Here is a 25,950-nt window from a genome sequence, read left to right as displayed (position 1 = left end):
GGTTACAGGGGAATCCGTTCATGCCCGGGCCGTTCAACCGATGCAGGCCAGCAGGAACCAGAAGAACGGCACGGTAAAGGAAGGACTGTCAATCAAATCAAAAATGCCGCCTATCCCCGGCAGCAGGGAGCCGGAATCCTTGATAGCCAGGCTGCGCTTCACCAGGGAGCCCGCCAGGTCCCCGTAAACGGACAGCAGGAAAATGAAGGAGACGCAGCCCACCAGCACCAGCATCTGGGGCATGGACAGGACGGAGACCCTGAACATCGGGAAAACCAGCCCGATGGCCGCCGCATTCGTCAGCACCCAGGAACCGAGGATGCCCTCCCACGTCTTCTTGGGGCTGATGTGGGGAATGAGCCTGCGTGAAAAAATGCGGCCTCCCAGCAGGAACCCGCTGACATAGGCAAAAATGTCCGCCATCTTCGTCACCAGAATGACCCATAGCACGCACATGACGATGGACGGATAAACATACCCTACCCTCATATAGGCCAGATGCAGGGCCAGAATGGCAAAGGCGAACAGCCAGCCGGGATAAATGAAGGAAAGCAGCGTGGTCCCGACGGAACGGAGCGCCCGGCTTCCCACCACCGGATACTTCATTTCACGGATAAAGGAAATCACGACCAGAAGGACCGGGGCGGCAAGCGCCACCAGAAGAGGAAGGGGAATCAGGAACGGGGCATTCTCCGTAGGGGCGATTTCCCGGAACTTGGTCACGTAGCACGCCCAGGACAGCAGCACGGGATACGCCGCGCCGAAAAGAAAGCTCAGGTTCGGCTGGCAGGCTTTTCTGGAACGCAGCAGCATGTGCCTCCATTCCCAGGAGGCCAGGATGCAGAAGATGCAGACCAGCCCGTAATACCCAAGTTCACGGTCCCACCACAGGGCCCCCGCCAGCAAACCCAGCAGAACCACGGTGCTGAATGAACGCTGCAGCAGAACGCCCATTTTGCTTCCGGAAGGCTTCTTGTCCTGGTTCGGTGTTCTCATCATCACGCGAAGTGTACAGAAAACCTCCGTGACCTCAATCCTGAAATGCTCCCTTCCCCGCAGGGCCATACTGGAAACATCCGCGCTCCGTCCGGCCCTCCCCCGCCGCTGACAAGGAAGGAATGCCTTCCCCGCTCCGGGAGAAATGCGGCGGCGGAAAAAGAAAAAGGCTGCCGTCAAGCGGGCGGTGCTACGGTGCACGGGAAAAAGCCTCCGGAAACCGCGTTCTCCTTCCTGTACGGCCCCAATATGACAAATGCCGGACTTCCGCACAGAATTTCAAACTTTATGGTGTATTTGTCCACTAATGAATTTGCCTCTTTCTTCCTCTCTCCCGCGCCCTGCACCCGCAGAGGATTGCAACCCCGCCGGATGCCGTTCCTTCCGGACGGACGGGGGTTCTTCCGCCCTCCGGCAGGCCCTTTCCCCCTTCCGGAAACCCGGCGCGTAAAATAGCGTCATGTGGACGTTTTATAAGATAGACAATCACCTACAAATCAGTAACACTCACATCCCAGCACTAGCTTTTTTTCCCTGATGGAGAAAACCGCACCCTTTTCCGTTATGAACATGCACTCATTCCGTTGGATTCGACTTACAGCATTCTCGGCCCTGGCCGCAGCCGCCATCACCTCCTGCGCCTCCGCGGCCACGGACTTCAACCAGGTGGGCAAGCAAATGTCCCTCCTGCTCCAGAACTTCCACTTCTCCCGCAAGGAATTCAGCGACGAACTGTCCGGAAAATTCCTGGAAACCTACCTGCGCAAGGTGGATCCCAACAAGATATTTTTCACCCAGCAGGACGTGGACGCCCTCAAGAAGAAATACGGCAGGGAACTGGACGACTACCTGATGTCCGGCCAGATGATGGACGCGGCCCAGGCCATGCACGCCCTGTACCGGCAGCGCGCCATGCAGCGCATCGCCTATGCGCGGGACCTGCTGAAAAAGGGCGGCTTTACCTTTGACAAGGACCGGTCCATTGAACGCTCCCGCCGCAAGACCGCCGCATGGCCCAAGGATGAGGCGGAAATGCAGCAGGTCTGGAAAGACATGGTGGAGGAACAGCTTCTGTCTGAAATCCTGCGCCGTGAAACCGTGGCGCGCCTGGCGAAGGAACAGAACAAGCCCGACCCGCTGGCCAATGAAAAGCCTGCGGAGGAAAAACTGCTCATGCGTTATGAACGCATCCAGCGCAACATTCAGGAAACGGACCTGGAAGACGTGGCGGAAACCCTGCTCAGCGCAGTAGCCATGACCTATGACCCGCACACGGACTACATGGGCGCCCGCCAGGTGGACCGCTTCAAGATTTCCATGGGCACGGAGCTCACCGGCATCGGCGCCCTGCTGGGCAGTGAAGACGACGGCTCCACCAAAATCACGGGTATCGTCGTGGGCGGTCCGGCTGACAAATCCGGAGAGCTCAAGCTGAACGACCGCATCGTGGCCATTGACTCCAACAACTCCGGAGAAATGGTGGACATCCTGTTCCTGAAGCTGGACAAGGTGGTGGACATGATCCGCGGGGCTGAAAACACCCAGATGCGCCTGAAGGTGGAACCGGCGGACGCTCCCGGCCAGGCCAAGATCATCACGCTGACCCGCTCCAAGGTGCCGTTGAAGGACGAACTCGCCAAGGGCGAAATCATCGAACTCACCGGAGCGCCGGAAGGGCAGAACCGCATCGGCGTGCTGAGCCTTCCCTCCTTCTATGCGGACATGGAAGGCGGCGACCGCCGCTGCGCCAAGGACGTCAAAAAAATCCTGGAACGGATGAACAAGGAAAACGTGGACGGCCTGGTCATTGACCTGCGCAGCAACGGCGGCGGCTCCCTGGAGGAAGTGCGCCTGATGACGGGCTTCTTTACCGGGAACGGCCCCGTGGTGCAGATCAAGGACACCCGCGGCAACGTGGACATCAAATCCGCCCACAACCGCCAGAAGCTTTTCAACGGCCCCATTGTGGTGCTCATCAACAAGCTCAGCGCCTCCGCCTCTGAAATTCTGGCCGCGGCCCTCCAGGACTACGGCCGCGCCGTGATCGTGGGGGATGACTCCACCTTCGGGAAGGGTTCCGTGCAGCAGCCGGTGGACATCGGCCAGTACCTGCCCTTCTTTGCAGCCAGGGACCGTGCCGGCCTGCTGAAAGTCACCACCCAGAAATTCTACCGCGTGGCGGGCGGCTCCACCCAGCTCAAGGGCGTGGAGAGCGACATTCAGCTTCCCACCGCTACGGCGGCGTTTGAACTGGGGGAAGACATTCTGGACTACGCGATGCCCTATGACCAGATCACGCCCTGCACCAATTACAAAAAGGACTCCTCCATCACGGCCATGCTGCCCGCATTGAAGGAAGCCAGCGCGAAGCGCGTGGAAAAAGACCGCGACCTCCAGATTGCCAGGGAAGACATCGCCATGATGAAGCAGCGCATCAAGGACAACAAGCTCTCCCTGAACAAGAAGACGCGGGAACAGGAAAACTCCACGCTGGAAGAGCGCCGCAAATCCATCAACAAGGAACGCAAGGGCCGCTTTGCGGAAATGGCCAAGGAAGACGCCACCAAGTACAAGATTTACCGCCTGACGCTGGACGACGTCAACGCCAGGGAGCTTCCCCTGGCGGACCCGGACAAGGACAACGAACAGTTCATGCACCTGGCGGAAGACCCCACGGCGGAACTGGACGACTCCCCGGAATATCCCTCCGGCCTTGACCCGGAACTCCGCGAAGGCATCAACATCGTCCAAGACATGTTGAAGCTGGAATCCTCCGGAAAATAACGGTCCCTTCCCCATTCCTTCCCACTCGCCCCGGTTTCCTCCAGGAACCGGGGCCCTTTTTTTCCGGGGTAAAAGGCGGCCGCCGCTCCTTCCGGAACGTGCCGGAATGAATCCGGGACTTGCCAGCCGGGGTGAAATAAGGCAGTATCTTTGCCCGTCAGCAATGAGCACCATCATGAATACGACATATAAAATTGCCATCGGCGCGGACCACGCCGGAGTCGACCTCAAGGAAACCGTAGTAGAACTCCTCAAGGCATGGGGCCATGAAGTGACCGACATGGGTACCATGACCAAGAATTCCTGCGATTATTCCGACTACGCCAATGAAGTCGCAAGCAGCATTGCTGACGGTACCAACGACCGCGGCATCCTCATCTGCCGGTCCGGCATCGGCATGAGCATCGCCGCCAACCGCTGGGTGGGCGTGCGCGCCGCCCTCTGCCGCACGGCCCCCGCCGCGGCCCTTTCCCGCCAGCACAACGATTCCAACCTGCTGTGCCTGGCCTCCGCCTATGTGGACAATGAAAGCGTGGAAGACGTGCTGGACGCATGGCTGCACGCGGACTTTGAAGGCGGCCGCCATGAACGCCGCGTCGTCAAATCCTCCGGCAGCCCCCTGCAATGGACGGACCCCGAACTGGCCGCGTTCATCCAGGAGGAAGGCCGCCGCGAAAGCAACAACATTGAGCTGATCGCCTCTGAAAACTTCGCCTCCCCCTCCGTCCGGGAAGCCCAGGGCTCCCTGCTGACCAACAAATACGCGGAAGGCTATCCCGGCAAGCGCTGGTACGGCGGCTGCGAGGTAGTGGACAAGGTGGAACAGCTTGCCATTGACCGCGTGCTGAAAATCTTCGGCGGGGACCATGCCAACGTGCAGCCCCACTCCGGCTCCCAGGCCAACATGGCCGTTTACTTCTCCGTATTGAAGCCCGGCGACACCATTCTTACGATGGACCTTTCCCACGGCGGCCACCTCACCCACGGCCACCGCGCGAACTTCTCCGGCAAGCTGTACAACGTAGTTCACTACGGCGTATCCCAGGAAACGGAAGCCATCGACTATGACGCGCTGGAAAAACTGGCCCTGGAAGTGAAGCCGCAGATGATCACGGCCGGAGCCAGCGCCTATTCCCGCACGATCGACTTTGAACGCATGGGCCAGATCGCCAAGGCCTGCGGCGCCTACCTGTTCGTGGACATGGCCCACATCGCGGGCCTGGTGGCCGGCGGACAGCATCCGAACCCGGTTCCCTATGCGGACTTCGTCTCCTCCACCACGCACAAATCCCTGCGCGGCCCGCGCGGCGGCTTCGTAATCTGCAAGGAGGAATACGCCAAGAAGCTTGACGCCGCCGTCTTCCCCGGCATGCAGGGCGGCCCTCTCATGCACGTGATTGCCGCTAAGGCGGCCTGCTTCGGGGAAGCGCTGAAACCCGAATTCAAGGACTATGCGGCCCAGGTCGTGAAAAACGCCAGGGCCATGGCGGCCAAAATGGCGGAACTCGGCTTCCGCGTCGTCTCCAACGGCACGGACAACCACGTATTCATGGTGGACCTCCGCAACAAGGGCATCAACGGGGCGGACGCGCAGGAAGCCCTGGATCGCGTGGGCATCACCGTGAACAAGAATGCCATCCCGTTTGACACGGGTTCCCCCATGAAGCCCTCCGGCATCCGCATCGGCACGCCCGCCGTGACCACCCGCGGCATGAAGGAAAAAGACGTGGAACAGGTAGCGGAATTCATCGCCCGCGCCCTGGCCCTGTACGTAGGCGACCAGGTCTGCCCTAATCCGGAAGGCTTCGCCCAGCTCAAGGAGGAAGTCTCCGCTTTCAACCGCAACTTCCGCCTGCCTCACTAATCAAATTGCTCTTTCACGTTCAAGCCGTCCCATTGCCAGCAATGAGACGGCTTGCGTTTTTCACAAGAAAAGAGGGAAGTGCCGCGAGCTGCTTCAAGGAGCATCCCTTTCCGCGTTCAACTCCCTCCGGTACACTAGCGAGGATCTGCCGGGATGTTTCCCCCACCCCCTGTAGCCGCCATATAACAGGCGGCTACATCGGCAATGCCATGGCCGTTGGAAAGGGGCGCGTTCTGCCTGGGGATGCGGTACCGGCCGCCCACCAATCCTCCGCCATACGTACTGACCGGATCACAGTAAGTGGTTATATGGTCCAAGACGCCGGCAGCGACCGCCAAACGGTCTGCACCCAGCGCCTGCAAGGAATTACCGGACAATCCCGCAGCATTCACCGCGACGCCGCCAACCGGGAGAGGTGACCCTACATTGGCCGCCACCCCGAATTGGGCCATGCCGCCGCCCAGGGAATGCCGGTGGCCTGCAAGGACACTATTCCCGGCACATGATTCAACAAATGGCGAATCAGTCCCGCCGCCCTAACGTAGCAAATGTCACAGGAATACAACTGGAAAATATCCGTCAATACGTTGGGAACCAAGACACCCCAATGTCCCGTATCCGTCTCCCGGAAGGCAACATAAATGTTATTGCCCGAGCACTTGATGTAGGCATTAAACCCATGGCGCACATGGACATGCCCACTAACGGGATCGTACCCGGTTGCACCGCCAAAAGGAGAGAAGGCATGATTCAGGGAGGACAATGGAACGCCTGGCAGAAGGGCTGCGTCCGGATGCGGCGCCATTCCCATCAGATACCCTCCGGCTCCCGGATTAAGGTAGGCATACCGGGAAAAAGTGATCCAAGTGGGAATGCGGGCAGGATAATGCGTATTGTCCCTGTAATGGAGGCGGCAACTTATCACCGCCGTCACAATGCCGGCCAATATCTGGACTAAGGCGGAATGCCGGGTCAGAGGCAACCCCGAAAGCCTTTCCATGATATAATTATAATGAGGAAGCGCCGCATGGCCTTCCTGAACGAGAAAGGCATCCAGCCTGCGCCTTCCATCCTGGCGGGAAAAATACCTGGTTGCTATAAAGTCAAACAAGTGCCTGAGATGAAGTAATGGAGTCATGGTATTTATCGAATTGAATTTTGAATATAATTCAGCACATCACGTTCTTCATCCGTCAGCGTGCCGCCCAATTGCTCTTTTCTGGACAAAATCTCCCGGGAGAACAGGAGGGCGTCCTGGTATAGAGACGCGATCTGGTTCTGTTCCAGTTGGTCCAGGGCTTCAAACCCCTTCAGCTTGCCCAATTGGGTTTCCACCCACTTCCTGATTTCCCGTTCGCCGGGTTCAGGCGCAGAGTTCGTAAACTTTTCCCATTCCTCCAGCCAGGTATTCGGGATTTCCACTTCAGACAGAGCCTGGAGCACTTGCTGCTCCAGATCATCCAGCTTGCCTTCCAGCCGTTCCATTTTTTCCAAGAACTGCTTTTCATCCGATTCCGGAAAATGGAAGGATGAATCATTATTTTTCTCGTCAGACATGATGTTTCAACATGGGTTGCGGTTTGCCGCCGCATCCGGAAAGGACGCGTCCAGCGGCAAACGCTGCACGAATACCCTAGCCTCCCGCGTCCGGAAAGAAAACAGGGGCTTTCCCAATACGGGGAACCATCATTCACAACAGCCATGCGCGCCTTTCAGCGGCATGGAAAAACCCGGCATGAACAAATGCCGTTTATACCGCCACCGTGCAGCCGCAGCTTCCGGCTACTTCCCTTCCCCTCCCAAACGGCTCTCCATGGACAACAGGGTGCACTTGGCGGCAAGCCATGCGTCCCGGCCCTTGAGAACCATCATTTTATCTCCCACGCTGGAAGCATAGGCCTTTTCCGCATCCCGAAAGAGCTGCTCCAGATACTTGACCAGTTCCTTCTGGACGGCGATGGCTTCTTTCAGAGATCCGGCGTTGTTTCGGCGGAATTCCAGCAAGTTCAAGTTGGCCCGCGTCACTTCCTCCCAGGGAACCATGCCGGACTTGTACTGTTCCTGCGCCAGTTCAGCCATGCTGGATAAAAGCCGTTCCCTTTCCTTGAGAAGGGATTTCAAGGTTTCTTCCGCCGGGGAAACGGCCGAAAAGCAGGCGAAACAAAGTATGATCAGGGTAGTTTTCATTACTCCCCTTTTATCCCCTCCCTTCATTCTGTCAAGATGGAAAGGAACGTATCGCTTTGAAACAAAGAAGCTCTCGAAGATGAAAAACAGCGCGGCACGGACAAACATAGCCACCTCCGGAAAGAATCCCCAGCCGGGAATTCTTTCCTTTTATCCCGCCTTTCTCCTTCTTCCGGGGCCGCTCATACGCCGCCGGCCTTCCGGACCGGGGCGGACCATTCCTTGCCGCTTACATCCGTCAGCACTACGGAAAGCGGACCTTCCGGAACCGCAGAAAGCGCGGCGGGGAGTGTTACGCCGGCCCTGGCCCCCAGCGGAACGACCAGCCCGAAGGCGCCCGGCTTGACCTTTGCCAGATAAGCGTTCTCCATAGCGGAGGGGGGAAGCGCGGAAAGCTGGTCCGCCTCCATTTTCCACAGGGTGTTGCCCTGGCCGTCCGTCAGCCTGATGCGGACGAGGAAGGAGCCGTAGGTATCCACGCCTTCCGTGCGGAATACGTTGAAGCGCAATTCCTGCCCGGACAGGGAGGCCCCGCTGACTTCCAGCAGGGGCTTCACGGATTTGTTATGGAGCGGCCCCCATACGCCGCCATGAAAGAACTGGTTGGTTCCCAGCGTGACCAGCATCATGAACACGGATCCCCAGATGGAAACGCGGGCCATGCGGCCGTATCCCAGCGGCAGCGGACCGGACCCCACCCAGGCAAACAGGGAGGAACGGCGCGCGCAGCACGGAAGTTTGGAAAGCCTGCCGTCCAGCGAACAGGAACCGCCCCCGGTCAGGAACAGGAGCAGTCCGGCGCACATGCCCAGAATGCCTATCTGCCATTCGTCCAGGCAGGTGGTTCCCAGCCAGCCGGAACCCAGCAGAATGCCCAGCGCCAGGCAGAAAACGCCCACGCTCGCCAGGCGCGTCAGCAGCCCCAGCATGAGCATCAGCCCCACCAGGAATTCAATGATGGTAAACGCCACCATGAACCACCAGAGTTCGGACGGGTGCGTCACCAGATATTCAATGACCGGCTTGATTCCCAGCGCATTGGGAAGGAAGTGGTTGAATTTGACGCCGATGTATCCCGGATCATCCGGAATCAGCTTGTTTTCCAGCACCAGGCGGCGCCAGAACGCGGAGAAGTACGTCCAGCCTACTACCAGACGCAGAGGGAGGGCCATTACGGCAGCCCAGCGGTAGGCTTCGGGCTGCATGGCGGAATCATGGGAATGTTCTTCTTTCATCTGGTCAAATTCTTCAGTATTCCGCCATCCTATTTCCGTCGGAAAAAAATCAAAGGATAAAATGCCCGGTCCGTGACAGCGGACGCGTCAAAGATTTACCGGGAGGCCATGCCGTCCCACACCGGGAAGTAATAATGCAGGGAGGGCGCGGGTTCATTCAGCAGACGGTAGTGCCACCATTCCGGAGAATAGTTGGCGAACCCCTGCTTTTCAAAAGCCTTTTTCAGAATCATCCGGTTCCGGTGCTGGACCGGGGTCACCAGCGTGGTATCCGTAGCGGAACTGGGGTCCAGCAGGTCATGATGGCCGCCCATGTCCACGGGCTTTCCGGTTTTGGCATACAGCAGGGAGACGTCCACAGCCACGCCGCGTGAATGTTCCGAGAAGTCGCGCACGTAGTGGTCCCCGAACACCTTGGCCTTGTCAATGTTCGGGTAATACCGGGCTTTCATCTTCTGGTCTCCGGCGTCCGCGCCCCATTTGCAAATGTCCAGCACGGCGGTGTGGGGGCGGTAGGCGTCATAGATTTCCAGCAGGTAGCCCTGCCTGTACAGGTCTTCCGAGACTTTTTTCAGGGCGTGCGCCGTCTGGGTGCGCAGGATGGCGCGCCTGCCGTGGTAGCCGTCCAGCGGACGCCCCACGAAATTGTCATACCCGGCATACTTCAGGTTGGTCTTCACCAGCGGAGCCACCTGGTCCACGTACACAAAGCCCGGCTGCATCACGGGCTGGAGGGGCTGGTTGAAAGAGGGCTTGAATTCCCCGCTGCCTGAGCAGGAAGCCAGTAAAATGAAAATGCCGCATGCCGCGGCCACGCAGGTCTTCATGACCACGGAGCGTAGCACGGCATGCGGCGCAAATCCGGTCAGGATTCCGTCATTTCCAGGAATCCCTTGATCTTGCTGATGCGCGTGGGATGGCGCAGCTTGCGGAGGGCCTTGGCCTCAATCTGGCGGATGCGTTCCCGCGTGACGCTGAACTGGCGCCCCACTTCCTCCAGGGTGCGGGGGCTGCCGTCCCGGAGGCCGAAGCGCTGTTCAATAACCTCGCGCTCGCGGTCCGTAAGGGTGTCCAGCACATCCTTGATTTTCTCTTTCAGGAAGGAGAAGGAGGCTTCCTCCATGGGATTTTCCGCCGCCTTGTCTTCAATGAAGTCACCAAAGGAGGTGTCGTCGGAATCCCCTACGGGGGCTTGCAGGGAAATGGGCTGCTGGGCCATTTTCAGCACGGAACGCACGCGTTCCACGGGCAGGTGGATTTCCTCCGCGATTTCCTCCGGCGTAGGTTCGCGGCCGTATTCCTGCACCAGCTGTTTCTGAACGCGCATCAGCTTGTTGATGGTTTCAATCATGTGCACGGGAATGCGGATGGTGCGGGCCTGGTCCGCAATGGAGCGGGTGATGGCCTGGCGGATCCACCAGGTGGCATACGTGGAGAATTTGTAGCCGCGGCGGTATTCGAACTTTTCCACCGCCTTCATCAGGCCCATGTTGCCCTCCTGAATGAGGTCCAGGAAGGAAAGGCCGCGGTTGGTGTACTTCTTGGCAATGGAAATGACCAGGCGCAGGTTGGCTTCCACCATCTCGTCCTTGGCCCGGCGGGCTTCGCGGAGCCACTTGCGGAGCTCCTGATAGGCTTCCCCCATTTCATCCGCAGTCATCCACATGCGCAGTTCCAGTTCCGCAAGGTGTTCCTTGAGCTCCTTGTTGGACGGGTCCTGGGCTACCTTCTTCTGCATGCGGAGCACGCGGTCGCGGGCCTCGTCAATCATGGAGCAGAAATCCTCAATCACCTTGTGCTTGAAGTACAGGCGGCCGAAGAGCTTCACCAGAACGCCGGTGATCTTGTCAAACTCCGCCTGGCGGGCCTTCACGGACTTGGCGGCCTCCTTGCTGCGGTACAGCTTGCGGAAGGCGCTGGAAGCGTCCTGATGGGTCTGCTGGATTTGGGCGCAGAGCTGGGCCAGCCCCTTCATGTAGCGTTCGCGGGAGTCGATCTTCTTGTCAAGGATGACGCGGTCAAAGCGTTCCTCGTTGTCCAGCAGGCGGTAGGCCACGTCCAGATAGGCGTTCGCAATGAAGCCGAAGCGGTGCACGCAGCGCTGGACGTTCTGTTCCGCATCCTCAATCCTCTTGGAGATGGCCACTTCCTCTTCACGGGTGAGCAGGGAAACCTGGCCCATCTGCTTCAGGTACATGCGGACGGGGTCGTCCAGAATGTCCATCTTGGCTTCAAGCTTTTCCTCCTCGTCTTCTTCCTCCGTGTTGATGCGGGTGCGGTCCGTGTAGCTGTCCACGTCGGACGCGTCAATGATGTCAAACGCCATGCTGCGCAGGCGGTCCATGATGGCCTCATAGTCCTGCTGGTCAACGATGTCGTTGGGAAGGGAGTCATTGATGTCGTCAAAAGTCAGGTAGCCCTGCTCCTTGGCGAGCTTGATCAGTTCACGGATTTTTTCCTGGATTTCCGGGGCGTCAATCGGATTCGTGACCTTGCGGCTGGCGGCCCTCTTGCGTTCCTCTTCCAGGATTTCGCTCAACTTCTTGGGAGCTTCCGCCTTAGCGGCAGGCTTGGAGGCCTTCTTTTCGGCGGGTTTCTTTTCCGCCGGCTTGGCAGGAGCCTTCTTGGCGGCGGGAGCGGCGGCTTTCTTGGCCGGTGCGGCCGCGGGCGCCTTTGCCGGAGCCTTTTTGGCGGGTACTGCGGCCTTCCCGGCGGCAGGGGCCGGAGACGCCTTTTTCACCGGGGCTTTCTTTTCCGCTGAGGGCTTGGCGGCTGCGGGCTTTTTAGCCGCCGGAGCGGCGGCCTTGGCGGGGGCTTTTTTGGCAGGGGCTGCCTTGGAAGTGGTTTTGGAAGTTTTTGCGGCAGGCTTGGACGCTACTTTTTCCTTGGATTCAGAAGCTTTTTTGCTGGCGGAAGTCTTCTTGGGAGAAGAGGAGGATGGGTCACCGGATTTGGACATATCTTGAAAAGAAGAGGGCACAATTCACCATTATATCAATACCCGGAGGTATCGAGGCACTACATTGTACCCAGCAAACGCTTCAAGTCAACACTAAGTTTGGATAATTCCAGCCTTCTGGCGGCGTCCGTGGAGGGGTCCGCCAATTCCGCCATCAGGGACGCGATATGCCTTTCCAGGGCCGCCTTCGCAATGCCGGAGCAGGCTTCCTGGACGCTCCGGTCCACATCGGGGATGGGCACCGGGTCCAGGTTCAGCAGGTTCAGGGCATCCCGTTCCGGCTGTGGCAGGGACGCCAGAAAAGCCTGAATGGCCGCGGGACTGTCCGGAGAAGGAAGCCGTGCCAGGATTTTTTTCAGGATTCCCCCCCCTTGCAGCATCCGCATCGGCTCCAGCAATTCTTCAATACGGTCCACGATGAGCCCCTGGGCACGGGCGTTCTGGAGGGACAACTCGCAAAGCACGGCCACGGCGCGGTCCATCTTCACGGGGGGCTGCGTCTGAGGAACTTCCGCAGCCGCCGCACGATCCGCGGACTGTGCCTGTTCCCTTCCCTTGCGGCGTCCGGCCGTCCTGACGGCGCTCCGCAGGTCATTCACGGTCGTGCGCATCCTGGTGGCGACGTCCGCCGTTGCCAGGTCGCGGGCCACGGGGTCGCTCATGCAGGCCAGCAGGGCCGTCATCTCACGGGCAAAGGCGGCGCTGGCGGCGGCGTCAGTCAGCAGGCCGCGTTCCTTGGCGCGTTCAATGCGGACCTCAAAGAAAGGACGGGCCTGCTCCACCATCTCTGAAAACGCTTCCTTCCCTTCCCTCTTCATGAAGGAGTCCGGATCGTCCCCCTCCGGAAGATTCACCAGGTAAACATCCTTGCCGAATGGGGCCAGCTCCCGGAAGGCGCGGTCCGCCGCCGCCATGCCCGCCTTGTCCGCGTCAAAACATACGACAATGCGGGAGGCATAGCGTGAAAGCGTTCTGGCGTGCTCCGGCGTGAACGCCGTTCCCAGAGGAGCCACGGCAAAGGAAATGCCGGCCTCATGGCAGGCGATGACGTCAAGCTGCCCTTCGCACAGCAGGGCCTTGCCGCTCTTCCCCATGGGGCTGCGCGCCCTGTCCAGGGCAAACACCACATCCCCTTTCTTGAAAATGGACGTTTCCGGGGAGTTGACGTACTTGCCCACGTTTTCCTGGGGCCGCAGAATTCGTCCGGAGAACGCCACGCATTCCCCGTACACATTGTTAATGGGGAACATCAGCCTGTCCCGGAACCGGGCGTACAGGTCCCCGCGCTCTCCGCGGTTGGCAAGGCCGGAATCTATCAAAACCTGGTCCGGAAGCCCCTCCTTACGCGCCCAGGCCAGGAACTCCCGTGAAGAATCAGGAGCCCAGCCCACCTGCCAGCGCTTCGCCATGTCCGCCCCGTATCCGCGGGAATTCAGGTAGGCCCTGGCCTCCGCCGCCTTCGGGGAACGGAGCAGGAGCCTGTGAAAAAACTCGGCCGCCTTCTTATGGGCCACCAGCAGGGCCGTGCGCGCCTTGCGCCGCTTTTCCTCCGCGGCGTCATACACTTCCTCCACCAGGGTAATGCCGGCTTTTTCCGCCAGCCGCCGCACGGTATCCGCAAAGCCCAGGTTTTCCATCTTCATCACGAAGGTGATGGCGGATCCCCCTTCCCCGCAGCCGAAGCATTTGAAGTTCTGCCGGGTCTGGTCCACGATGAAGGAAGGCGTCTTCTCATTATGGAACGGGCAGCACGCCTTCCACCGGGACCCGGCCCTTTTCAGGGAAAGATAGGAACCCACCACATCTACAATGTCCGTGGCTTCCAGAACGCGCCGGATGCTGTCTTCATCAATCCTTCCCATAAGGCGCGGCCAGTCTATCACAGCCCCGCCGGGTGCACAAGAAGACAGAATCAGGACGCCATTCACAGGAAAACAGGGGGAGGAAACAACCGGGCGCGCACTGGAAAAACAAAGGAGCTCCCGTGTTCCTCAGGAAAACCGGGTGAAACGGCGCGGCGGCATCCGGCCTCCCCGTCCGCACGGAACGCATTTCCCCATTGAGCGCGGGCGCGGAACGTGTTAGCCTGTCTGCATGAAGCACATTCACCTTCTGTTGCTGGCTCTGCTGGCCCTGTTCGCCGGCTCCCCGTTCCGGGCGACCGCGGAGGAATCCTTCCGCGACCGGGTAGTGGTCATTCCGGTGGGGGAGGACTCCCTGACCAGCAAGCAGAGCTTCGGCTTCATGAACCGCATCCTGAAGCGGGCGCAGGAGGAACAGGCGCGCGCCGTGGTGTTTGACCTGAACACGCCCGGCGGCCTGGCCTGGGAAACCAGCGAGATGATGATGAAAAGCATCCAGCCGCTGACCATCCCCACTTACGCCTACGTGAATCCCAAGGCCATGTCCGCCGGGGCGCTCATCTCCGCGGCGTGCGACAAGATTTACATGGCGCCCGTCTCCTCCATCGGCGCGGCGGGCATCATCACCTCCTCCGGGGAGGAGATGGACCCCGTCATGCGCAAGAAGGCGGAAAGCGCCTTCTGGGCCTTCACCCGCTCCGTGGTAACAGAAAAGGGCTACCGCCCGGAAGTAGTGAAGGCCATGATGATCCCTTCCGACCAGGAGCAGCAATTCGGCCCCGTCAAGCTGGAAAAAGGCGCGCTCCTGACCCTGACGGGCAAGGAGGCCGCCACGCGGCTGGAAGACGGCAGGCCCCTGCTGGCCCAGGGAACGGCCACCTCCGTCACGGACCTGCTGGCCCAGGAGAAGGTGGACGCCCCCACGGTCACGGCGGAACCCACCGCCTTTGAACGCATCGGCCTCTGGATTGCGTGGGCCTCCCCCATACTGATCCTGCTGGGAATCGGCGGCATCTACATGGAATTCAAGACGCCTGGGTTCGGCATCGGCGGCATCGTGGCCATTGCCGCGTTTGCCCTGTTCTTCTTCGGCAACAACATCGCCGGGAACCTGGCCGGTTATGAAACGGCGGCCCTGCTCATTCTGGGCGTGGTCCTGCTGTGCGTGGAATTCTTCGTCATCCCGGGCACCTTCATTGCGGCCATTGCGGGCGGTATCTGCATCTTCCTGGCCCTGTTCGGCGGCATGATCAGCTCCTGGGAATGGGACCACATCATCCGGGACGGACAGTGGGACGACGTCAACACGCTGGCGATGGTCCTGGGCATCCCCCTCCTGAAACTGGCCCTGGGCCTGACCGGGGGCGCCATCCTGATCGCCGTGCTGATGAAGTACCTGCCGGACTCTGTCCTGATGCGCCGCGTCACGAACGCCACGGTCAGCGGTGGCCCCGCCGGGGAAGCCGTCAACATTGCGCGCGTGCAGGTAGGCGACCGGGGGAACGCCGTCACGGAACTGAAGCCCAACGGCAAGGCCATGATCCATGGCGAAATATGCGAGGTTTTCTCTCGACAAGGCATACTGATTAAGGGTACCCCTGTGCGCGTCGTGGACATCCGTCCGTTCGACCTCGTCGTCGTCAGGGACGAATCCCCCTCCGGGGACTGACGCCATCACGCTTTTCACTCACTGCCATGCCTCTCACCGTTGGACTCATTTCCCTGGGCTGCCCCAAGAACCTGATCGACTCTGAAATCATGATCGGCCACATGCAGAAGGCCGGCATGACCATGACTCCGGAACCTGAGCTGGCGGACGTGATGGTGGTCAACACCTGCGCTTTCATTGACCAGGCCAAGCAGGAAGCCATCGACGCCATTCTGGACGTCGTGCGCGCCAGGGAAAGCGGTGCCTATCCGGAAAACCAGAAGCTCATCGTGGCAGGCTGCCTGTCCCAGCGCTTTCAGAAGGAACTGCCCGCCCTGCTGCCGGAGGTGGACGCCTTCATCGGCCCGGACCAGATCACCAGGCTCCCGGAAATCATCACGGAGGTGATGGACCGGACCGTGCAGGACCGGAACTTCATCCAAGGCAAGTGCAAGTACGTGCCGGACTGGGACACGCCGCGCTACCGCCTTACTCCCCCGCATACGGCCTACATCAAGATAGCGGAAGGCTGCAACCACGGCTGCGCCTACTGCATCATCCCGATGATCCGGGGACGCCACCGCAGCCGCTCCCAGCAGGACGTGGTGCGTGAAGCGGAAGCCCTCATCCGGTCCGGCGTGAAGGAAATCTGCCTCATTGCGCAGGACATTACCTACTACGGCATGGACAAATGGACGGATGCGCGCCCGAACCGCCGCAGCGCGGTGGATTCCTCCCGCGGAGAGTCCCTGGCCTCCCTGATCCGCGCCCTGAACGCCATTGAAGGGGAATTCTGGATCAGGCTTCTTTACACCCACCCCGCCCACTGGAGCGACGAACTGACCGCCGCCATCGCGGAAAGCCCCAAGGTGGCCCGCTACGTGGACATCCCCCTCCAGCACATTTCCGACAACATGCTCAGCGCCATGCAGCGCGTGACGGACGGGGACTACATCCGCAACCTCCTGCGGGACATCCGGAAGGCCGTTCCGGGAATCGCCATCCGCACCACCTTCATCACCGGATTCCCCGGAGAGACGGAGGACGACCATCAGGAATTGATGGAGTTCATTGAGGAGTTCCGCTTTGAACGGGCCGGCATCTTCACCTTCTCACGGGAGGAAGGCACGAAGGCCTACAAGATGCCGAACCAGGTGCACCACCGCACCAAGGCGCGCCGCTACAATGAAGCCACCATGCTCCTGACCCGCCTTGCCTCGGAAACGGGCCAGGAACAGATCGGCAGGAAAATCCGCGTGCTGGTGGACGCTCCCGGCGTTGCCAGAACGGAATGGGACGCCCCGGACATCGACGGCACCGTTTCCGTCCCCCTGACGCTGCCCGTCGGCGAATTCGCCACCGTCACCGTAACGGATGCCGTGGCGTATGAACTGACGGCAGAATAAGATTCCGCGGGCGGCTGGATGGGAGCATCAGAGACAAGAGCGACAGGCACGGCGCAAGCCGGGATATATCTGATCCCTTATCACTCATCTCCGGCATCTGAGCCAAAGGCGCTTATTGTTTCACGCTTGATTCCGGGAGAGGCGCGCTGGCCGGAGGGGCTTCCTGCGGTGCGGCTCCCGAAGGTGACGGAGAAGCGGAATCCGGAACGGGGACCAGGGAAGTATTCATCCGGGACAAATCCAGTTCGCGGGAAGCCGCAGCGGCTTCCGGACTGACGGCGCCCATGTTCGCGGGCAACGGAAGCAGGGCTCCGTCCGGACCGACCATGTCGGGAGCGGTGACGGGATAAAAGCCCATCATTTCCTGCGGATTGACGATTTCCGACAGACTCACGTAGCCCTGGCTGCCGTCCTCAAACTCAACCTTGGCGAACAAATCACCGCAAACCAGCACCTTCCCGGTTTTCACGCCGCCCCTGACGGTTCCGCTCGTGGAAAAATTATTCTCCGGATTCTGCTCGAACACCATCATTTTTTCCTTCTTGAACGTAACGGATTCCCCCGGCTTGTAAAATGCCTGGTCCGCCTTGTTCTTGGCCGCCATTTTCTTGGAAGTGATGCCTACGGGATCCAGCGCTGAACTCTGGCGGTCCCAGGCATTCAAATGCTTGTTCGGACCGCAGGAAGCCAGCAGCACCAGCAGAGCGGAAGGGAGAAGTGCCAATTTCATTTGCCGGGCATCTTAACTGCCACAGATTGCGGATGGAAGCAGAATTTGCGCCTGTTGATGCAGGATGCCGTTTCAACAAGAAAAATCCCGGCTTTCCCGCCAATAAGCGTTCCTTCGTGCTGGACAGTCAAGAAAACTTCCGTACAGGCTTGCAGCATATCAACCTCACTTCCAAATGATCAAGGGATTTTTCCCGGCGCTTTTCCTGGTTGTTTCGTCATGCTGCATGATGAAGGCAAAAGAAACCCAGGGCAGCACTCTGATGCGCCCCCCCTGATGACTCGGACGGAGCCCCCTCCCTTGTCCTGCCGCGGGTCCGGCGCCTGCTTCGATTACTTCTCCACGCCGCTCTGCAAATACAAAATCCGCAGGGCGGAAGAAATCATGCCCGACTCCTGCCGGGCCCCTTCACTTCATGGAAGGAAGACGGAAAAAAGCGGAGACCGGGATTTTCCATCAACAAACAGGGAACCCCGGCCATCATGCTGTTCCCCGCAGCGGAACCTATTCCATCCCTGAAACACGCTCCCGGCAGGCAGCCGGGGCCGGGAAAAGTAAGCGGTTCCCCAGGCGGGGAAAAACAGGCCGTCCTTACGGATTCCCTTCCCCGCTCTCTTCCCGGGGAAACCTCAAATCATGGCGCAAAGGCAACGTATTAGGCTTGCCGCATTCCTCCCGGCAATGCTATTCTGCCACCTGCGGTTCCCACGTTTGGCACAGTTCCATCCGGGGGAACCGTTCAAGCATTTGTTCTGTTATGGATGAGAAGAGATTAGCCGGCGTAGTTCTGCCATTGTTCTCCCTGCGCCGCAACAACGACCACGGCATCGGGGATCTGACGGCTCTGCGCCAGTGGATTGACTGGGCGGCGGATGCCCATGTGGGATTTCTCCAATTGCTGCCCGTCAACGCCCTGGGCCGGGACGAAAACCCTTCCCCCTATTCCGCCATCAGCTCCGTGGCTCTGGAACCCCTGTACCTTTCCCTGGAACCCTGGACCATCCCCGGCCTGGAAGAACGCGTATTCAATGAAACCGGGGACACGCTCCCGTGGGAACAACCCTCCGGCCCGAATCTGGTAGACTACCCCAAGGTCAGGTTCTGGAAAATGTGGATTCTGCGGGGCGCATGGAACAACTTTAAAACCAAGCCGGAATATGAGGGCATCATGCCCAAGTTCAGGGAATGGGTGAAGGAACAGGGAAGCTGGCTGGAAGACTTTGTCTGCTTCCAGGTTCTCTGCGACCTGTTCGGCACGGAAATCTGGTGGCACTGGCCGGAGCAGGACCCGGCCCGGGCCAAAACCATCGCCGCCGATTACGAGGAAGAAAAGGACTTTGCCCGCTGGCTCCAGTGGCTCTGTGAAAAGCAATGGGAATTCATCCGGATTTATGCGGACGAACGCAACGTGAAACTGATGGGGGACATCCCCATCGGCGTTTCCCTGTGCAGTGCGGACGTCTTTTTTGAACGCTACCTGTTTGATACGGACTGGTGCGGAGGCGCTCCTGCGGAAGGCAACTACGCGGAAGACCCCTTCACGGGCAAATGGGGGCAAAACTGGGGCATTCCCCTGTACAAATGGGAAGTCATGGCCCAGGACAACTTCGCCTGGTGGCGGCGCCGGGTAAAATACTGCACCAAGATTTTCAGCATGTACAGGATTGACCATATCCTGGGCTTTTACCGCATTTACTCCTTCCCGTGGAAGCCTACGGAAAACGAGGTCTTCCTGCCGCTCACGCTGGAGCAGGCGGCCCAGAGAACGGGCGGCAGGCTGCCCGGCTTCAAGCCCCGCGGGGATGACAACGCCGTGGACCGCAACCTGAACCTGACGGACGGAGACCTGTACCTTCGCCTCCTGATCTCTGCCGCCCCCGGCGTCAGCGTGGTGGGGGAAGACCTGGGCTGTGTGCCGGAATACGTGCGCCCGAACATGCGCCAATTGGACATTCCCGGCTTCAAGATTCCCCATTGGGAAATCAAACCGGACGGCAACATCATCCCCGGAAAGGAATATCACGAATGCTCCTTCGCGGCATTCGGCACGCATGATTTTGAAACCATCATGCAGACCTGGAACGACAGCTACGCCAAAATCGAGCGTGCCCGCAAGCTGGGTCTGTGGGAGGGAATCTCTCCCAAAACGCCGTCCAACCCGGAACAGGAAAACATCGTGCGCCAGGCGGAGGACGGAGCGCGCCTGCTGAAATGGTTTGCGGACTTCGCCGGGATGCAGCCGGACACTTGGCTCTCCTACTGGAACCTGGAAATCAAGACGGCCATGTACAATGCCCTGTTCCGTTCCAACTCCCGTTACGCGGCCATTCTCTGGCCTGCCCTCTTTGACGTCAACAAGCGCCTGAACATCCCCGGCACCACGGGAGGCACCAACTGGAGGGAACGCATGCCCTTCAAGGCCGTGGAAGCTTATGACATGCCCCAGACCGCATGGCTGCGCACCGTCATCAGCGGTTCGGACCGCGCGCCGCTGCAGGGAGAAGACGCCATCAGGGCGCTCAAGGAATCCAGCAGGCGCCTCTTCCCGAAGGTCACCGTCAACAACGAACGCTTCCTGAAACGGATGCTGATGTGGCCCAACGGGAAAACATTGTAACGGCAACAAAGGAATGGCGAATTGAGCCGGGGCATGCCAACGCCTTTCTCCCGGGTGCGGTGATATTGCCATCATCAGGACTTGTCCAATTTATAGAATAAGCCTAGCAAGCCATTCTTTTTACCTGTGAAATTCGGGTACCAGTAATGTTCGGGATGATACATGGTATTTCCCCAGCCGTCTTGATACCTCATATGAGGAAAACACGTTTTCCCGCGAAGCAGCAATTTGACGGATGAATCGGGGAGAAAACCATACAGCCTGTCTTGAATACTTAAAAACAGGGGGGTGCATGAAGCGTAAATTCCCAGTGGGCAAGAGACAAGCGCTCCCCCAAAAATCAGACAGGCCATATACCATATTTTTTTGCGGGGACGGCGTACAACGCTCCTGAGAACGAACATCAATATAACGAATGTTCCAATGATGCTGCTCTTGCATGCAAAATCGTTGATATCATTTCCGATATAGAAACAAGGAAGCGCCAGAGACACCGCCAGTACGGTGTAAAACATAATATCCTTTTTGTATTCCTCCATACAGAACAGGCAGTAAAAAACAAAAGAAGTCATAATATAAATCCAAAAAACAACGTCGGAATAGGGAAACAAAAAATAACTTTTCCGGGAAACGGAAATATTACAGGACATAAATAAAACAATTAAAATGCCCGTCGCCCCGCTTATGATATTGCCATAGGAAAACAACTGTTTCCATTCTCCGGATTTGCCAATCTTCTCCTGAACCAGAAAGGCTAAAAATATAAACAACATAAAAAATGCGCACAAAGGGGAATACAAAGCGGTAGCCGCAAGCAGGAACACCGACTGTTCCACTTTCACTCTTCCCGCTACAATCAGGCAAAGAATCAGCATGACTGGCACTGCCTGATGCGCCGTTAAGGTAATTTGCTGAGCAATAGAAATAAACGGAAGCCCGTATTCCAGGCCTGGAAGGAACACTTTAAATAACAGCCGGACGGAAGTAAGGGAACCGAATAAGATTAATGAACTCAACACCATGAAGGAAAAAGAGCCGCAATATTCACACATCCACAACCATACCAGATACAATCCCAAGGAAAACCAAAGCACCAAAATTATCTTGGCTGCTGCCAAGCCGAATATTTTCCCGCACAGTGCCGCTGGCAAATAACTGGCAAAGTAATAGCAAAAATAGGTATCTTCCGAATATTTGACGGGCCAGGATTCCAACGAAAGGGCGCCCAGCATGGAATTCCGGACGATGAAATCAGGATGCTGCCACACCACTCCCCCCCAGCCGGATAATATAAGCCATAACAACAGAATGATTCCCGTTATAAGTCTTTTGACAGAACAATTTTCTTTTATAAATAAGCGCCAGCAGAAACAGCGCCTGCTTCTTCGATATTCTAAAAACTCTAAATAGCAATAGCTCCCCAACAGGGGCAGAGCGATATACCAATGCATCCATCCTGCAATGAATATCATGACGGGAATCATGAGATAGAGTATGGAAAGCCTGTAAAGAGGAGAATATTTTATGGACAAAGGTAAATCCATTTTTAAAAAGCTCAAATTGATTGGAAAATCATAATTTACGGATTGTTAATCCGTTATAAAATATAAGAAATATGCAGCCCATGACTCTCTTCCGGAACCGGCCAAACCGGAGCCATTGCATGAAAAAACGCAATGTTTCTGATAGCCGGCTGAAGATCCGCAGACCTCCGTAAAATTTAAGTAAAAAACTGATAATTAGGTAATTTACTCTTCTAAAATCCGGCATGTCCGAGGGACGCGGTGAATGCCGATTGCCACAGAGGCCTGCGGCGCTCCAGGTACCGGACAAGCCATTCCAGAAGGGAGAACAGCTTTTAATGATCCGGGAAGGTTTGGCACAAGTTCCTTGTCCTTAAAATCGAAGCTTGACCTCGGATTAACAATCCGCACAAAGGAAATTAACAGCTCATGAAAAATGAATTTCAACCATTTCCTATGGAACTTCATCTGCCTTTTTACTGATATTCCGGGCAGACGTTCCGGCCGATGAATCTTCTCGCCAAACAGGCATATCCATCCTTGCCTACCGCCGGAAAAGCAACCATACTCCCCGCATGATCTGGAGCTGGAACAAACTGTCCCCTGCCAAATGGGAAGACGCCTGGAGCGAACGCATTGCCGGAAATCCCAATGCCTCCATCACCATCATCAAGGGGGGCAAGACCATCAGAATCACCGTCTACTGCGACCATGAGGAAGACGCCCTGACCTTGAAGGAATATTTTGGGGGGACCGTCCGGGAAATCAAAACCCGGGACTGGGTGGCGGCGCAGAGCCGGGAAGAACGCGCTCCGCTTAAAATAAGGGATGCCCTGGTCATTACGGAGCAGAGTTCTCCGGAGAAGCTGGCCGCCCTGCGGAAGCAATTCCCCGCGCGCCATATCCTGAGCGTTCCTGCGGAAATGGCCTTCGGGACCGGAGACCATGCCACTACGTCCACCTGCCTGCGCTTCATCTGTGACGCTGCCAAATCCCGCAGGGGAACCGCCTGGAGCATGACGGACATCGGCTGCGGAACCGCCGTGCTGGCCATTGCGGCGCTGAAGCTGGGAGCGGAACACGCCACGGCCTTCGACTTTGACCCCATGGCCATTGAAGTGGCACGGCACAACATGGAACGCAATGACGTCACCGGCGAAGAGCTTGATTTATTCGTCGGGGACGTCTTTGAATGGACGCCCGCAGCCCGGCAGAAGGGGGATCTGGTCGTCGCCAACCTGTTTTCCACCATCCTTCAAAAAGCCTTCCCGCACATCATCGCCGCCATGAAGAAGGATGCCGTGCTGGTCATTTCCGGGATTCTGGCCTCCCAATGGGAAGAAACGAAATCCGCGGCCGAACGCAACGGACTTTCCTTTGACCGGGTCATCAAACGCGGCAAATGGGTCACAGCCAAGGGCGGCATGGTGAAGTAAGCATTCCTTCACGGGGCATGGAATAACACTTGCCCCGGCATGCCAATCAACATCCAACTGGGAACCAGGGCCTCCCGGCCCTGGTGTTCTTCATCACGGATACCCTCCCGTCATCCAGCGCGTACTCCTTGAACAAGGTTTTTTCAGGGCCGGAAAGCCCTGTTCCCGGCAGGAAGTACCTTCACAAGCCAGCGGAATGCACCGTCCGCCCTGCACAAGCATCAATGCGCCCCGCGGGTTTCACACTTTGCCTCACTCTCCGGAAAGCCTCACCCCGCCGCGTTTTCACGGGCAGTAAACAGCTTTTCCACATACTTGGCCAGCATATCCACTTCCAGATTCACCGGCTGGCCGGAAACGGCGCGCTGCAGGTTCGTGCGTCCGAAGGTATGGGGCGTGATCCAGAATTCAAGCAGGGAGCCGTTCAAATTCGCAATCGTCAAGGAAATGCCGTCAATGGTGATGGAGCCCTTGTCAATGCAGTAGCGGGCCAGTTCATCCGGAATGCGCACTTCCAGGCGGTGGTCCTGCCCCACGGGCTCCAGGGCCGTAATAGTTCCGGTATTGTCCACATGCCCCATCACGAAGTGGCCGCCGAAGCGGTCCATGGCGGACATGGCGCGTTCCAGGTTCACCAGCCCCCCCGGCTGGAGGTTTCCCAGGCTGGTGACGCGGAGGGTCTGGGAAAGCAGGTCAAAGGAGACGCGCTCACCGTCCAGGGCGTCCACCGTCAGGCAGCAGCCGTTGACGGCGACGGAATCCCCCAGGGAAAGTTCATGGCCGAATGGAATAATCAGCGTCAGTCTGGCTCCGCCGTTGATGGGCGTAAACCCTTCCACGGTTCCTGTTGTTTCAACGAGTCCGGTAAACATAAGAGTAAGCTCCGGTTCCGGCCCTTAATGGCCGAAGCAGGTGAAGAAGATGAACACGATGGCGGTGGGAAAAGCCGCCCAGGCAAACAGCCACAGGGGATTGATGCCCTTGAAGTACTTGCCCAGAATGGCCTGCCCCGCCGGGTTGGGGGCGTTGGCGATTACCGTCAGGCCGCCGCCCGTCACGGCGCCGGCCACCACGGAATACTTGACGGCTTCCGGCAGGTTGGGAACCGTGGACGCCAGGAAGGTGACGGCGGCATTGTCGTTGAACGCTGTCAGCAGCGTGGCCCCGATCATGGCGTAGTCCCCCAGCCGCGTCAGCACCGGTTCCAGCCACCAGGCCTGGACGCCGCCCAGAATGACCAGGCCCGCCAGGAAGAAGCCCACCATCATGGGAACGCGCAGGGACATCTGGTTCTGGTACTGCGGGGTAGCCACCGTAAAGCCAATGAAGAAGAGGAAGCTGCCGATGAACATGACCGGCTCATGGGCGAAGAGAACCGTCCAGGTCAGAAAGCAGACGTGCGCCAGCGTCACCCACGCCGGTATCTTGTCATTGCGGTCTTCCCAGGACTGGGGAACGGCGTCGTCAAACTCGTTGAACTCGCGTTGCTGGGCGGCCAGGCGGGCGAATTCCTTGCGGAAGAGGAAAAAGTAGGCCAGGTTGGAAATGATGATGGCTGAAACGGCCTTCCAGCCGAAGTGCTGGATCATGTGCGCAAGACCCCAGTCCCACTTTTCCGCCACCATCACCACGGGGGGGGCGGCAAAATGCGTCAGGGTGCCCCCGATGGAAATATTCACAAAAAGCAGCCCCAGCGTTGCATACATCAGGGTCTTCTTCGGCTTGAGGTCGTAAAACTTCTTGCTCAGGATCAGGGCGCCGATCGTCATGGCGGCAGGTTCCGTAATCAGGGAGCCGAGCAGGGGGGCAAGGGTCATCACGGAAATCCACCAGGCCCCGGGCGAAGATTTTCCAAGTTTGGCGCCGTAGTTGACTACGGATTCCGCCAGCTTGAAGATGGGGCGGGAAGAGGCGATGATCATGATAATCATCACGAACATGGGCTCCGTGAAGGAGCAGTCGTAATTCAAGTAGGCCGAGAAGTCCTCAAAGGAATAATACTTCCAGCACACGAACATGAAGGGGATGATCCAGATGCCGAACACGGCTTCCACTTCCCCCAGGAAATGGAAGATGGCGGACGCGAAGGAGACCGGAAGACGCTCCTCCGGGTGCATCACGCGGAAGTTGGTTTCCTTGAGCTTTTCCTTGTAGCGCAGGGCCAGCTTGTGGGAATAGCGTTCAAACCGCCCGGCCAGGAACGTATGGATAATGGCCCCCAGGAACACGAGCGTCACGGCCAGGTTGAACCCGCCGGACTGCTTGTTGCGCTCCGTGAGCACCTGGGACAGGCTGGCATCCGGCGGCGCGGGCTTGTACTGGTTCAGGGGAATGGGAAAATGGCTGTACTGTGATTCCCCCCCCACTTCCGTAGCGGGATAGGCAGGTTCCGCCGCGCGAGCCGAAGCTTCACCGGCAGGAGCCCCCAGGAAAAAGGCGGCGGCAGCCACGGTAGTGAGCAGACCCGCACGGCGCGCCAGAACTTTGAAGAAATGACAAATACAGCTCATGTCTGCGGACAGACTAAACACCTCCCCTTTCTTCCGCGAGCGGAAAATGAGTCTGTATGCTTTTTAACGGGAATGCGTTCAGGCGGGAAAAGCCCGCACGGACCTGAAAAGGAGCGCGCCCGGCAGGGAAAAGGCTGTCATGCCTGCCTGAGTTTAAGGTTGAACAGGAAACTTAAAAATAGTAGTTGCAGGT

19 protein-coding genes are annotated in these 25,950 nt (G+C 58.3%); 7 read left to right on the top strand and 12 right to left on the bottom strand.

All coding sequences use genetic code 11. The features are described from left to right. Positions 1-33: 33 nt before the first annotated feature. The gene (locus tag QSJ36_RS00535; protein WP_285466076.1) at positions 34-999 is read right to left on the bottom strand and encodes a phosphatidate cytidylyltransferase; all 966 of its coding nucleotides are present in this window, start codon (positions 997-999) and stop codon (positions 34-36) included. Positions 1,000-1,560: 561 nt separating this feature from the next. Between QSJ36_RS00535 and QSJ36_RS00530 the strand changes: the two genes are divergently transcribed. Together QSJ36_RS00530 and rpiB are read left to right on the top strand one after the other, a co-directional pair. Further along, positions 1,561-3,780 carry a carboxy terminal-processing peptidase gene (locus QSJ36_RS00530; protein ID WP_022396689.1) on the top strand — a complete coding sequence of 740 codons (2,220 nt, stop codon included), beginning with the start codon at positions 1,561-1,563 and terminating at the stop codon, positions 3,778-3,780. A 175-nt stretch (positions 3,781-3,955) separates the two neighbouring features. Beyond that, positions 3,956-5,644, top strand: coding sequence for a ribose 5-phosphate isomerase B (gene rpiB, locus QSJ36_RS00525; RefSeq protein WP_285466074.1), 1,689 nt, complete (start codon positions 3,956-3,958; stop codon positions 5,642-5,644). Between the two features lie 421 nt (positions 5,645-6,065). Here the strand turns inward: rpiB and QSJ36_RS00520 are convergent, their stop codons facing one another. The 7 genes from QSJ36_RS00520 to dnaG all read right to left on the bottom strand — a co-directional run bounded on the left by QSJ36_RS00520 (position 6,066) and on the right by dnaG (position 13,887). Continuing rightward, positions 6,066-6,755 carry a hypothetical protein gene (locus tag QSJ36_RS00520; RefSeq protein WP_285466073.1) on the bottom strand — a complete coding sequence of 230 codons (690 nt, stop codon included), beginning with the start codon at positions 6,753-6,755 and terminating at the stop codon, positions 6,066-6,068. A 32-nt stretch (positions 6,756-6,787) separates the two neighbouring features. After that, positions 6,788-7,201, bottom strand: coding sequence for a hypothetical protein (locus QSJ36_RS00515; RefSeq protein WP_022396686.1), 414 nt, complete (start codon positions 7,199-7,201; stop codon positions 6,788-6,790). A 225-nt stretch (positions 7,202-7,426) separates the two neighbouring features. Beyond that, entirely contained in the window at positions 7,427-7,723 is a 297-nt protein-coding gene (locus QSJ36_RS00510; RefSeq protein WP_146020038.1) for a hypothetical protein, read from the bottom strand. Positions 7,724-8,013: 290 nt separating this feature from the next. Continuing rightward, entirely contained in the window at positions 8,014-9,066 is a 1,053-nt protein-coding gene (locus QSJ36_RS00505) for a TQO small subunit DoxD (protein ID WP_285466069.1), read from the bottom strand. A 95-nt stretch (positions 9,067-9,161) separates the two neighbouring features. After that, positions 9,162-9,911, bottom strand: coding sequence for a M15 family metallopeptidase (locus tag QSJ36_RS00500; protein WP_285466067.1), 750 nt, complete (start codon positions 9,909-9,911; stop codon positions 9,162-9,164). Positions 9,912-9,931: 20 nt separating this feature from the next. After that, positions 9,932-12,025 (bottom strand): RNA polymerase sigma factor RpoD, encoded by a 2,094-nt coding sequence (gene rpoD, locus QSJ36_RS00495; protein WP_102722820.1) that lies wholly within the window; start codon positions 12,023-12,025, stop codon positions 9,932-9,934. Positions 12,026-12,084: 59 nt separating this feature from the next. Then, positions 12,085-13,887 (bottom strand): DNA primase, encoded by a 1,803-nt coding sequence (gene dnaG, locus QSJ36_RS00490; protein WP_146020039.1) that lies wholly within the window; start codon positions 13,885-13,887, stop codon positions 12,085-12,087. Positions 13,888-14,119: 232 nt separating this feature from the next. On the opposite strand from dnaG, the gene QSJ36_RS00485 reads away from it, so the two are divergent. Together QSJ36_RS00485 and rimO are read left to right on the top strand one after the other, a co-directional pair. Next, the gene (locus QSJ36_RS00485) at positions 14,120-15,556 is read left to right on the top strand and encodes an NfeD family protein (protein WP_285466063.1); all 1,437 of its coding nucleotides are present in this window, start codon (positions 14,120-14,122) and stop codon (positions 15,554-15,556) included. Between the two features lie 26 nt (positions 15,557-15,582). Next, positions 15,583-16,941, top strand: coding sequence for a 30S ribosomal protein S12 methylthiotransferase RimO (gene rimO / locus QSJ36_RS00480; RefSeq protein WP_102727001.1), 1,359 nt, complete (start codon positions 15,583-15,585; stop codon positions 16,939-16,941). Between the two features lie 112 nt (positions 16,942-17,053). Here the strand turns inward: rimO and QSJ36_RS00475 are convergent, their stop codons facing one another. Next, positions 17,054-17,671, bottom strand: coding sequence for a hypothetical protein (locus QSJ36_RS00475; RefSeq protein ID WP_102731142.1), 618 nt, complete (start codon positions 17,669-17,671; stop codon positions 17,054-17,056). A 32-nt stretch (positions 17,672-17,703) separates the two neighbouring features. On the opposite strand from QSJ36_RS00475, the gene QSJ36_RS00470 reads away from it, so the two are divergent. Together QSJ36_RS00470 and QSJ36_RS00465 are read left to right on the top strand one after the other, a co-directional pair. Further along, on the top strand, positions 17,704-17,850 hold the full coding sequence (locus QSJ36_RS00470; protein WP_156340816.1) for a hypothetical protein: 147 nt from the start codon (positions 17,704-17,706) through the stop codon (positions 17,848-17,850). A 578-nt stretch (positions 17,851-18,428) separates the two neighbouring features. After that, complete coding sequence (locus QSJ36_RS00465) at positions 18,429-20,288, top strand: 4-alpha-glucanotransferase (RefSeq protein ID WP_285466058.1); 1,860 nt, start codon at positions 18,429-18,431, stop codon at positions 20,286-20,288. Positions 20,289-20,362: 74 nt separating this feature from the next. On the opposite strand, the gene QSJ36_RS00460 is transcribed toward QSJ36_RS00465, so the two are convergent. Then, complete coding sequence (locus QSJ36_RS00460; RefSeq protein ID WP_285466057.1) at positions 20,363-21,760, bottom strand: hypothetical protein; 1,398 nt, start codon at positions 21,758-21,760, stop codon at positions 20,363-20,365. Positions 21,761-22,386: 626 nt separating this feature from the next. Between QSJ36_RS00460 and QSJ36_RS00455 the strand changes: the two genes are divergently transcribed. Then, positions 22,387-23,247, top strand: a complete 861-nt coding sequence (locus QSJ36_RS00455) for a 50S ribosomal protein L11 methyltransferase (RefSeq protein ID WP_285466056.1) — start codon at positions 22,387-22,389, stop codon at positions 23,245-23,247. Positions 23,248-23,516: 269 nt separating this feature from the next. Here QSJ36_RS00455 and QSJ36_RS00450 read toward each other — a convergent pair whose 3' ends face one another. Beyond that, complete coding sequence (locus QSJ36_RS00450) at positions 23,517-24,119, bottom strand: riboflavin synthase (protein WP_102736305.1); 603 nt, start codon at positions 24,117-24,119, stop codon at positions 23,517-23,519. Between the two features lie 24 nt (positions 24,120-24,143). Further along, the gene (locus QSJ36_RS00445; protein ID WP_022396674.1) at positions 24,144-25,757 is read right to left on the bottom strand and encodes a putative Na+/H+ antiporter; all 1,614 of its coding nucleotides are present in this window, start codon (positions 25,755-25,757) and stop codon (positions 24,144-24,146) included. Positions 25,758-25,950 lie beyond the last annotated feature (193 nt).

Source organism: Akkermansia sp. NBRC 115031 (assembly GCF_030268505.1).
GTDB lineage: Bacteria > Verrucomicrobiota > Verrucomicrobiia > Verrucomicrobiales > Akkermansiaceae > Akkermansia > Akkermansia massiliensis.
This window is presented reverse-complemented; position numbering and strand designations above follow the sequence as displayed.

Excerpts from the sequence above, each read along its gene's own strand:
- QSJ36_RS00505 (WP_285466069.1), bottom strand. The coding sequence starts at position 9,066 with ATGAAAGAAGAACATTCCCATGATTCCGCCATGCAGCCCGAAGCCTAC.
- QSJ36_RS00475 (WP_102731142.1), bottom strand. The coding sequence starts at position 17,671 with ATGAAATTGGCACTTCTCCCTTCCGCTCTGCTGGTGCTGCTGGCTTCC.
- dnaG (WP_146020039.1), bottom strand. The coding sequence starts at position 13,887 with ATGGGAAGGATTGATGAAGACAGCATCCGGCGCGTTCTGGAAGCCACG.
- QSJ36_RS00465 (WP_285466058.1), top strand. The coding sequence starts at position 18,429 with ATGGATGAGAAGAGATTAGCCGGCGTAGTTCTGCCATTGTTCTCCCTG.
- QSJ36_RS00530 (WP_022396689.1), top strand. The coding sequence starts at position 1,561 with ATGAACATGCACTCATTCCGTTGGATTCGACTTACAGCATTCTCGGCC.
- rpoD (WP_102722820.1), bottom strand. The coding sequence starts at position 12,025 with ATGTCCAAATCCGGTGACCCATCCTCCTCTTCTCCCAAGAAGACTTCC.
- QSJ36_RS00485 (WP_285466063.1), top strand. The coding sequence starts at position 14,120 with ATGAAGCACATTCACCTTCTGTTGCTGGCTCTGCTGGCCCTGTTCGCC.
- rimO (WP_102727001.1), top strand. The coding sequence starts at position 15,583 with ATGCCTCTCACCGTTGGACTCATTTCCCTGGGCTGCCCCAAGAACCTG.
- QSJ36_RS00460 (WP_285466057.1), bottom strand. The coding sequence starts at position 21,760 with ATGATATTCATTGCAGGATGGATGCATTGGTATATCGCTCTGCCCCTG.
- QSJ36_RS00445 (WP_022396674.1), bottom strand. The coding sequence starts at position 25,757 with ATGAGCTGTATTTGTCATTTCTTCAAAGTTCTGGCGCGCCGTGCGGGT.
- QSJ36_RS00510 (WP_146020038.1), bottom strand. The coding sequence starts at position 7,723 with ATGGCTGAACTGGCGCAGGAACAGTACAAGTCCGGCATGGTTCCCTGG.
- QSJ36_RS00535 (WP_285466076.1), bottom strand. The coding sequence starts at position 999 with ATGATGAGAACACCGAACCAGGACAAGAAGCCTTCCGGAAGCAAAATG.
- rpiB (WP_285466074.1), top strand. The coding sequence starts at position 3,956 with ATGAATACGACATATAAAATTGCCATCGGCGCGGACCACGCCGGAGTC.
- QSJ36_RS00470 (WP_156340816.1), top strand. The coding sequence starts at position 17,704 with ATGGAAGCAGAATTTGCGCCTGTTGATGCAGGATGCCGTTTCAACAAG.
- QSJ36_RS00515 (WP_022396686.1), bottom strand. The coding sequence starts at position 7,201 with ATGTCTGACGAGAAAAATAATGATTCATCCTTCCATTTTCCGGAATCG.
- QSJ36_RS00455 (WP_285466056.1), top strand. The coding sequence starts at position 22,387 with ATGATCTGGAGCTGGAACAAACTGTCCCCTGCCAAATGGGAAGACGCC.
- QSJ36_RS00450 (WP_102736305.1), bottom strand. The coding sequence starts at position 24,119 with ATGTTTACCGGACTCGTTGAAACAACAGGAACCGTGGAAGGGTTTACG.